The sequence below is a fragment of the Methylobacterium iners genome, assembly GCF_022179305.1.
Taxonomy (GTDB): domain Bacteria; phylum Pseudomonadota; class Alphaproteobacteria; order Rhizobiales; family Beijerinckiaceae; genus Methylobacterium; species Methylobacterium iners.
In genome coordinates this window covers 1-8991 of sequence record NZ_BPQP01000079.1, presented here as the reverse complement: position 1 = coordinate 8991, position 8991 = coordinate 1, and the positions used below count along the sequence as shown (strand labels likewise).

Here is an 8991-nt window from a genome sequence, read left to right as displayed (position 1 = left end):
CCTCGCGGCGCCAAGCCCCTTCCGGTTGCAGGCGCCCGGCCGGGGCGCTCTGCCCCGAAAGGGGCTTGGCGCCGCGAGGCGCCGGTTACCCTCGGGAAAGCATCTCGCGACAATGGGAGGGGTCCTCGCAACATTCGCTTAAGTCGCCTCTGCAACGCTGAGCCTCGGTCGTGTTCAAGTCGAGCCAAGGGGCGTCGGGGAAGCCGCAAGGCGATTGCCCGCGCTGTGCGTGTCGGTGTTGCGTATCTACGGTGCGTTGGCTTCCCTGATCGATACCCGCCTCGCGGGTCTCGTGCATGAATCGGTGCTCGACGATTCCAGCGTGCGCTTCCGGCACGAGCGCTTCCTCGTCTCCCGCCTCGCCGCCGGCGCGGTGATGATGATCGGGCTGCCGCCCTTCCTGCTCTGGCGCGGCGTTCCGAGCAGCATCGAGGCGCTCGCCATCGCGAGCCTTCTGCTCCCCGTCTGCGCGGCGGCGCTCCTCGCCCGCACGGGCATTCTCTGGATCGCGCACGCACTCTCCTCCACAGGGCTTGCCGGACTCGTCGTCTGCCTCGCCGTCATGACCGGCGGCTCGAGCTCGGCCGCCGCCATCTGGCTCGTCGCCATCCCCCTCGAGGCGGTGATGTCGGGCTCCGTGCGCGCCACCGTCGCGGCGGCGATCATCGCGACCCTGGGCGCGCTTGCCATCGCGCTGGCACCGCCGCTCGCCTTCAGCACGCCGCTGCTCGAATGGTCGAGCAAGCTCGCGATGCCGGTCTTCGCGATCACCGCGATCGGCCATATCGCGGCCCAGGCCATCGAGCACATGCGTCACGAGGGACGCTGGCGGGCGCAGGTGCGCGACAACGAGCTGCGCGACCGCATGCTGCTGTCGGCGATCGACGACCTCGTGACCTGGCACGACCAGAACGGCCGCGTGATCGAGGCGAGCGCCTCCGCGGCGAAGTTCGTCGGCGCCGATCCCGCCCGGCTGCGCGGCTACGGCCTGCTCGACCGCGTCCATGTCGGCGACCGGCCGGCGCTGCTGCAGACCCTGAGCGAGGTGGCGAGCCACGGAACGCCCGCGACGGTGCAGTTCCGCCTCAACCTCGATCCCGCCGCGATCCGCGCCGACGATGCGCCGCGAGTCATCTTCGCCGAGATGCGGGCCCACCGCATCGACGGGACCAGCGCGGCGACCCTGGGCTCCACCGTCGTTGCCGTCACCCGGGACGTGACCGAGCACCGTCGCCACGCCGAGGAGCTGGAGCGCGCCCGCGCCGAGGCCGAACGGGCCGACGAGGTGAAGAGCCGCTTCCTCGCCACCGTCAGCCACGAGCTGCGCACGCCGCTCAACGCGATCATCGGCTTCTCCCAGGTCCTGGCCGGGGAGGGCGCGATCGGGCTCGATGCCGCGCGCACCCGGGAATATGCCGGCATCATCGGCAGCTCGGGCCAGCACCTCCTCGAGGTGGTCAACACCCTGCTGGACATGTCGCGCATCCAGAGCGGCCATTTCGACTACCAGCCCGAGACCCTCGACGTCGGAATCCTCCTGCACACCTGCTGCGACCTGATGCAGCTGAAGGCGGAGCAGGCCGGGATCGCGCTCGTGCGCGATGCCGTGCCGGCCTCCCTGGAAATCACGGCCGATGCCCGGGCCTGCCGGCAGATGCTGATCAATCTCCTCTCCAACGCCGTGAAGTTCACGGGGTCCGGCGGGCGGATCGAGGTGGCGGCGCGCCGGGTGAAGAACGGTTTCGAGCTCGTGGTCGCCGACAGCGGCATCGGCGTCCGCGAGGCCGACCTGCCCCATCTCGGCTCGCCCTTCTTCCAGGCCGGGGGCGGGCACGGCCGGGCGCACGAGGGCACGGGCCTCGGCCTCTCCGTGGTGCAGGGACTCGTCAGCCTCCACGGCGGCGCCATCGCCATCGAGAGCACGGAGGGGCGCGGCACCACCGTCACCGTGACGCTGCCGCGCGAGTGCCGCGGCGTCTCGGAACCTGTCGTCCCCGTCCGGATCCAGACCGGCCTGCGCCGTCCGGCGGCCGGGCTGCGGCTGATCGAGCCGATGCGGGCGGAGGCTCCGGGCTTCGCCAAGATGCCGATCGGCCTGTTCGACTCGGTCTCCGTGCCGGTGCGGGAGAGCTACGTTCCGGTCCTGCGCAGCGCATGAGGCCGTTCGTGACGCCCGCTCCCCCGCCTCTCGCTTGACGTCTCAGGGAAAAGCCATGCGCGAGCCGTCCCATCGACATGACCGGCACGAGATCGCGGTCTCGGCGGAGACGCGCATCGGGCGCCCGCCCGCCGCCCCGCGCCGCTCCGCCGGCCCCCCCGTCGCGACGCGCGAATCCGGCGCCTGGCTCGCGGCCCTCGGCGGCGCGGCGCGCGGCTTCGGCCGCCTGTGCCGGCATCGGCCCGGCGAGGTGATCGGCTCCGTCCTCGCCCTCGGCGCCGTCGGGATCGTCTCGATGAACGCGCTCGGCTTCCAGGGCGGCCGCCATCCGGCGCCGATCCGGATCGGCGCCGGCGCGCCTCCGGCGAAGGCGCCGGCACGACCTGCGGTGGGCGGTCCGACGGCGGACGCTTCTGCAAGTCCCGAGGCGCCGCCGGTCCGCGAGGCTGCGAGACCCGCGCCCGCGGCCGAGCCGCGCCCCGACCCCATCGCCCGGATCATCAAGGCCGCCGAGAGCACCGCCTCCGTCGCGCCGAAGCCCGAGCCGAAGATCGCCGAGGCCCAGCGCGCCCTGGTGAAGCTCGGCTACGGACCCCTCAAGGCCGACGGGGTGATGGGGCCCGGCACCCGCGCCGCGATCGAGCGCTTCGAGCGGGACCGCAAGCTGCCCGTCAAGGGCGAGGCCGGGGGGCGCACCTTGCGCGAGCTCGCGGCGCGCGCGGGCGCCGCGAAGGGATAGGGCCGGGCGGCGGCCGCGGTGCTATAGGCGGGCATGGCTCGCCTGCGTTCGGATTTCTGGGTCTCGGCCCATCTGCGTCGCCTCGGCATTGAGGGGATCGCCGCCGTGCAGCGCCGACGCGGCGCGCCGGAGGCGGGCGCGATCTTCCTCAAGGTCGATCGGCTCGACGGCTCGGCCGACCTCTACGGGCCGGCGCCCCAATCCCTGATCGATGCCGAGGGAGCGGAGGAGCGGCGCTTCGTCTGCCTGATGACGGAGGCGACCTCCGCGGATGTCGAGGTCCGGATCGGGCGCGAGCTTCGCTTCGATTCCGATCTCTGGATCATCGAGGTCGACGATCGTGCCGGTCGCCACCGGCTCGATCTCGCGGAATAGGCCCTCCGACCGGACCGGGACCCGCCGGCCTCAGGACGTCCGGCGCAGACGGGTGGGGAGGGCGGGGCGCGCGGGGGCCCGCTCGATCGCGGAGCCGCTGCGCGGCCGGGCGGCATCGGGGGCCTGGTAGGCCTGGTGCGCCTCCGGGCTGCCGCTGCGCTCCTGCAGGGTGACGTCGAGGATCGACGAGATCAGGTCGCGGGCGGCGGGGCGGGGCGTGATCCGGAACAGCCGGACGAGGTCGAACACGCGGTCGACCGAGCGGGCCACCGTCTCGTTGAGGGTCAAGAAGACGTAGACCGCCTCCTCCTCTTCGAGGCCCGCCGCGCGCAAGGCGAGCGTGAGCAGGTCGTAGCGGAGCGACGCGTCGGGCGCCTTCGCGAGGAAGCCCTTCGGGAGGCCGAGGAGACCGCCCAGCGCCGCGACGAAGCCGGCGATGTCGCCCCGACCGGAGAACCCGGTGAGAATGGCACCGGCCTCGCGCGGCGGCGGAGGACAGGGCCGCAGCGCCGCCGTGGCCGCGACGGCGCGCCCGATCGCCTCCCGCTGCGCCGCGTCCGCGAACAGGAACAACGGCGCGAGCTCGGCCGCCGCGAGGTCCGGGCGCGCCAGCAGAGCCCGGGCCAGGTCCGGCGCCTGCCGGGCCCGGCCAATGAGGCGCCGGACGATCTCGCCCGGCAGGCCGAGGGCGGTGTTGGCGGCAAGCGCCAGATCGATCGCGGCATCGTCCCGCGCCGCGAGGTCGGCGAGGACGGCGCGGCTCAGTTCCGCCCGAGCCGCGAGGGCAGGCCCGATATCCGAGCCGTCGGCCAGCGCCGCCGCGATGACCGGCGCATCGAGGACAGGGGCTTGGGCCAGCACGACGTCGCGGGCTCTTCCACCGCGGGAGGCCAGCTGAACCAGCACCGATTGCGGCGTCTCGGGATGCGGCGCGAGCTTGCGCGCCACGGTCTCGGCCGTGTCCTCGTCGACGATCGGGATTAGACCGCCCGCCAGGGCCTCGAAGGCCTGCACGCCCGCCCGATCGCGGACCGAGGCCGAGAGGAAGAGGTCGGTCTGCACCCGCAGGATCACGGGCTTCAGATCGAGGTGTTCGACGCGCGAGAGTTCGATCAGGCCGGACAGGTCCGGCGCATCGTCCAGGGGTCGGGCCATGGCACTTCGATTTACGCAACACTGAGTGAACGAGGATTAGTGCGGTTGCGTGAATCGACCTTTAAGGGCGCCCGCCGCGCCATGCGCCAAATCGGGTTCCGGGCCCGCGACCGAGGCGTCCCTACCTCCGCCTCGTCCCCTGCTGTACGGTTCCGACGACCCGTTCCTGCCGGGGGTGAGACCCGTTGCGACGCTTTCTGAAGTTCCTCCACACGATGGCGGCCATCGGGCTTACGGGGGCGATGGCCTCCCTGGTCGTGCTGCTGAGCCTCACGCCGCCGACGAGTGACCTTGCGGGCTACGCCGCCATGCGCGGCGCGATGGGCGCCATCGCCACTTGGATCTTCTTCCCTTCCCTCGGGTTGATCCTGATCTCCGGCCTGTTCGCGATCGCCCTGCATCGCGGCTTCCACGACGCGGGCTGGGCCTGGCTCAAGGCCGCCACCGGCATCCTCGTCTTCGAGAGCGGCTTCGTCGGCGTGCTGGGTCCGATGCAGCAGGAGGCGGAGCAGAGCGCGCTGGCGCTCGCGGGCAAAATCGACCCCGCAAGCCTCGGTGGCTCCCTCGTCGCCGAGCGGAACACGCTCTGGGTGCTGCTCGCCATCGCGGTCGCCAACGTCGTGCTCGGCATCTGGCGGCCGCGCCTGATGCGGCGTGGAAGCGCGATCTAGGCGATCCGGCGCGGCTTGGCCTCCGCAACCTTGGCCCCCGCAACTTTCGCCTCCGCGAGCGCGTCGGCCTTCGCCGGCTCCGACGAGGGCGGCGGCAGTACGACGGGGATCGCGGATCCGGTCATCAGCGGCGTAGCGGGCACCTCCACCTTCGGAGCGGCCTGACCGTTCGCCGGCACGAGGCTCGGCGTCTCGCGCGGCTCGTTGGCGGGCGCCGCGATGGCCGGCTTCTCCCGGGTCTCGTCGCGGTCGTCGAGATCGGCCGTGACGTCGTCGGCGTCACTCGGGGGTGCCAGCACGTCGGTGGGCGTCTTCCAGACGAAGGCGTCGAGGCGGCCGCTCACGGGGGAGACGGGCGCCCAGCGCTCCGAGGCGATGCCGTCGGCGATCCAGAGCGGGTCGCGGCGCGCATGGGTCGCCCGTGCCAGCCATTGGCGGGCCTGGCCCGAGGCGACGCCGTGCTCCGCCTCCTCGATCCGCGCCATCATCAGGCAGGCGCGGACGGTGGGCTGGTCGGCCAACAACGGGGCGAGCGCCTCGCGGGCCTGGCCGAACTCCCGCGCGTCGAAGGAGGCCTGCGCCATCGCGAGCCGCGCCTCCGGATGCCAGGACGAGATCCGCGCCAGCGTCTCGGCGCGCGAGAGACGGTCGCGCACGGAATCGCCCGTGCGCAGGGCGACATAGACCTTGGCGAGATCGGGATGGGGATTGGCCTTCCATGCGGCCTCGACGATCTTGGACGCCTTCCGGAGGTCGCCGCGCCGCGCCAGCAGGCGCCCGGCCAGGGCCGCTGCCGGGACGAGGTCCGGCGCCAGCTTGACGGCCTGCAGCGCCCGCTCGGCCGCGGCCTCCGGCTCGCCGGCCTCGCGCTCCTGCGCCGCGGCCGTGAGCAGCACGGCGCGCTGGCGCCGGGCGGTTCCCTTGTCGAGGAGGCCGAGGGAGGCGCGGCGCTCCACGGTCTCGGTCGCCCCGCCCCAATCGCCGTCGGCACATTGCCCCTCCAGCACCGCCTCGTTCGCCCATGTGACGCTCGGCGCGAGCCGCGCGGCTTCGGCCGCGTAGGCCCTGGCCGCGGTCTCGTCCTCGCGGCGGCGCGCCTCGACGAAGAGGCCGCGCAGGCCCAGCACCCGGGTCTCGGGATCGTTGACCATGCGCTGGAAGGCGTGCTCGGCCGCCTCGCGGTCGCCCGAGATCTGCGCGGCCTGCGCCTTCAGGAGCAGCGCCAGGGGCTCGGCGCCGAGCAGGCGCTCGGCATCGCCGGCGTGGCGGCGCGCGGCGAGCGGGTCGCCGGAGCCCACGGCCACCATCCCGCGCGACAGGGCGGAGAAGCCCTTGGCGCGGCGGCGCTCGCGCGATCCGCGCACCAGGCTCTCGGGCAGGCCGATGATCCCGCGCACGATCGCCCAGATGAAGCCGATCACGAGGGCGGCGATGAGCACCCCGATCAGCGCGATGGCGAGACTCGTCGCGATCTCGTAGCCGTTCCAGACGATCGTGACGGTGCCGGGATGGTCGGCGATCCACACGGCCGCGAAGGCGGCGAGGGCGAGAAGGGCCAGGAAGGCGAGGGCGCGCCACATGGGATGCAAATACTCCTGGGAGCGGCGCCGGTCTGATGGGCGACGCTGGGGTCTCAAGGTCGGGAACGAAACGACGTCCCCTTCGGTTCTGGGCCGCCCCGCCCTCCGATGAGGGAAGGCGGGGCGTCGTCTGTCAACGTGCGGCGGGCGCCGCCAATCCCTTGAAGGCCTCGCCCTTGAAGGTGTCGGAGAGCAGCGCCTGCGCCGCCTCCGCCGCGGCAGCCCGCGACTTCAGCTTGGTGCCGAACTCGCCGGCCTGGGCGCGGACGTCCTCGGGCAGGGCGGCGAAGGCCTGGGCTGCCTCGCCGACCGCACCGCGGTCGAGCGCTTCCTGCACCTTCACCGACGGATCGGGGCCGGAGGCCGCTTCGCCCGCCGCGGGCGCATCGACCCGACGGACCTGGACGATCGACTCGGCCATGCTGGCGAAGCGCTTGGCGATGTCGCCGCTCTCGGCCACGGATTTCGCCTGCGCCGCCTTGCGCGCGGCGGCGATCCGCTCCGCGATCGGCCGGAACTCCGCGGCGAGGCTGCGTGCGGTCGGAGCGCCCCTATCGGCGAAGACGGCGAGCGCGGTCAGGCTGCCGGGATCGCCCGGCTCCATGCTGCGCAGCGCCGCCAGGGCATCCGCGTAGGGCGCCCCGGATTCGAGGGCTGCGGCGATACGGTCGGCCGAAACCACGCGCAGGGCGGCCTGGACGGTGCTCGCCTCGGCGCGGCCCGCCACCGCCTTGTCGAGCCCGGCGATCTGCTGGGCCTGGGCCTGGAGCTGGCGCTCGACGGCCTTGGCCGCATCCTCGGTCCGAGCCTTGCCGGCCTCCGTGGCGAGCCGGCTCGCCTCGGTCGCGGATTGAATGGCCTCGGTCGCCGCCTGGACCCGGGCGTCGAGGGACTTCTGGAGGCCGGCGAGCTTCTCGCCCAGCGCCTGGTCGGCCTCGGCATTCGCCTTGGTGCGGCTCTCGATGTCACCCTGGAGCGCCGCGAGCCTCGCCCCGAGATCGGGCTGCGCGTCGGCCGGCCTTGCGGTCTCCAGCTTGGCCTCGAGCGCCTTCAGGCGCTGGTCGAGCCCTGCGAGGTCGCCGCCGGCCGGAACCGCGGTGACTTGTCCGCCTGACGGCGGCTCGCGGCCGGGCTCCTCCTGCAGGGCCGAGACGCGCTGATCGAGGCTGTCGAGCCGGGCCATCAGGTCAGGCGGCAGGGACGGGGCCGGTGCCCCGGGCGCCGCGCCCTCCGCGGCGGGTGACGGAGCGACGCCGGCCTTCTGGAGCGCTTCGCGGGCGATCGTCTCGGCACCCCGCACGGCGTCCGGCAGGGGCTTCAGAGCGGTCTCGTTGGCGGCGATGCGCTTGTCGAGGGCGGCGAGCGCATCGCGAGGCGCGAGGGCATTGATCCGCTGGTCGAGGGCGGCAAGCCGCGGATCCTCGCCGCGAGGGGGCAGGACGCCGGCGCGCTCGACGGCAAACAGCAGGCCCGCCCCGATGACCCCGCCGAGGAGACCCGCCGCGGCCACCGAGCCGAAGCCCGGCCCGCGCGCCTTGGCGGGTGCGGCCGGACCAGCCAGGGGAGCAGCCTTGTCCGCCGCAGGGCTCGACGCCTTGGCGGCCTCGCTCTTCGGCGCAGTCGCCGGATCGTTCAGGCGCTTCGCCTTGAGATCGATGATCGGCCCATCCTCGACGGTTCCGGCCGGGCGCGAGGTTGGCTGAGGGCCGGGGCCGGGCTTCGGGGTCTCGGCCTTCGGGTTGTCTGCCTCGGCCTTCACGGGCTCGGGCTTGGTGGCAGCCGCCTTGGCGGCGTCGACTCTGGTGGGTTCCGGCTTGGCCGGATCCGACTTGGTCAAGTCGACCTTCGCCGGCTCGACCTTGGGCGCATCCGCCTTCGCGCCCGCAGGCGGGACGGTCTGGGAGGTGCCGGTGCCCTTCGCCGGCTCAGGCTTCGCCTCGGCGCCGCCCGTCGCCGGCCTCGTCGTCGCGGGCCCGGCAGGCTCGCCTGAGGGGACGCCGCCCGTCGCCGGACCGGCAGGCGTGATCTTGGCGGCACCCGTGCCGGCCTCGCCCTTGCCCGGACCCTGGCCGGACGTGCCGCCCTTCTGCCCAGTCGGATCGACATTGCTGGTGGGTGGTTTCACGACTGGCTGCTCCCTTCCCGCGCCCTTGCCGCTCCCGTCGCTCCACCGTTGGACGCGGTCAGGCGTCGTCGGAACAGCCGGATGACGGCATCGGTTCGATGACCGACCCGGTCGACCGTCCTAGCACCCGCAAGGGCGCCGGCGCGAGACCGGACCTCATTCTCATGCGACGAGACCCGCGAGGAGGG

Annotated in this window: 7 protein-coding genes; 4 read left to right on the top strand and 3 right to left on the bottom strand. The window is 73.4% G+C overall.

All coding sequences use genetic code 11. The annotated features are described in order from the left end of the window. Positions 1-229 precede the first annotated feature (229 nt). The 3 genes from MFF55_RS21875 to MFF55_RS21865 are packed head-to-tail and all read left to right on the top strand — an operon-like array spanning position 230 to position 3272. On the top strand, positions 230-2158 hold the full coding sequence (locus MFF55_RS21875; protein WP_238246230.1) for a sensor histidine kinase: 1929 nt from the start codon (positions 230-232) through the stop codon (positions 2156-2158). Between the two features lie 55 nt (positions 2159-2213). Further along, positions 2214-2897 carry a peptidoglycan-binding domain-containing protein gene (locus tag MFF55_RS21870; protein WP_238246229.1) on the top strand — a complete coding sequence of 228 codons (684 nt, stop codon included), beginning with the start codon at positions 2214-2216 and terminating at the stop codon, positions 2895-2897. 33 nt (positions 2898-2930) lie between these two features. After that, on the top strand, positions 2931-3272 hold the full coding sequence (locus MFF55_RS21865; RefSeq protein WP_238246228.1) for a DUF1491 family protein: 342 nt from the start codon (positions 2931-2933) through the stop codon (positions 3270-3272). A gap of 30 nt (positions 3273-3302) precedes the next feature. Here the strand turns inward: MFF55_RS21865 and MFF55_RS21860 are convergent, their stop codons facing one another. Further along, positions 3303-4427, bottom strand: a complete 1125-nt coding sequence (locus tag MFF55_RS21860; RefSeq protein ID WP_238246227.1) for a DUF2336 domain-containing protein — start codon at positions 4425-4427, stop codon at positions 3303-3305. A 185-nt stretch (positions 4428-4612) separates the two neighbouring features. Between MFF55_RS21860 and MFF55_RS21855 the strand changes: the two genes are divergently transcribed. Continuing rightward, complete coding sequence (locus MFF55_RS21855; protein ID WP_238246226.1) at positions 4613-5098, top strand: hypothetical protein; 486 nt, start codon at positions 4613-4615, stop codon at positions 5096-5098. Here MFF55_RS21855 and MFF55_RS21850 read toward each other — a convergent pair. Together MFF55_RS21850 and MFF55_RS21845 are read right to left on the bottom strand one after the other, a co-directional pair. After that, the gene (locus tag MFF55_RS21850; protein ID WP_238246225.1) at positions 5095-6678 is read right to left on the bottom strand and encodes a heme biosynthesis protein HemY; all 1584 of its coding nucleotides are present in this window, start codon (positions 6676-6678) and stop codon (positions 5095-5097) included. The genes MFF55_RS21855 and MFF55_RS21850 overlap by 4 nt on opposite strands. A gap of 133 nt (positions 6679-6811) precedes the next feature. Then, positions 6812-8803 (bottom strand): hypothetical protein, encoded by a 1992-nt coding sequence (locus tag MFF55_RS21845; RefSeq protein WP_238246224.1) that lies wholly within the window; start codon positions 8801-8803, stop codon positions 6812-6814. Between the last annotated feature and the right edge of the window lie 188 nt (positions 8804-8991).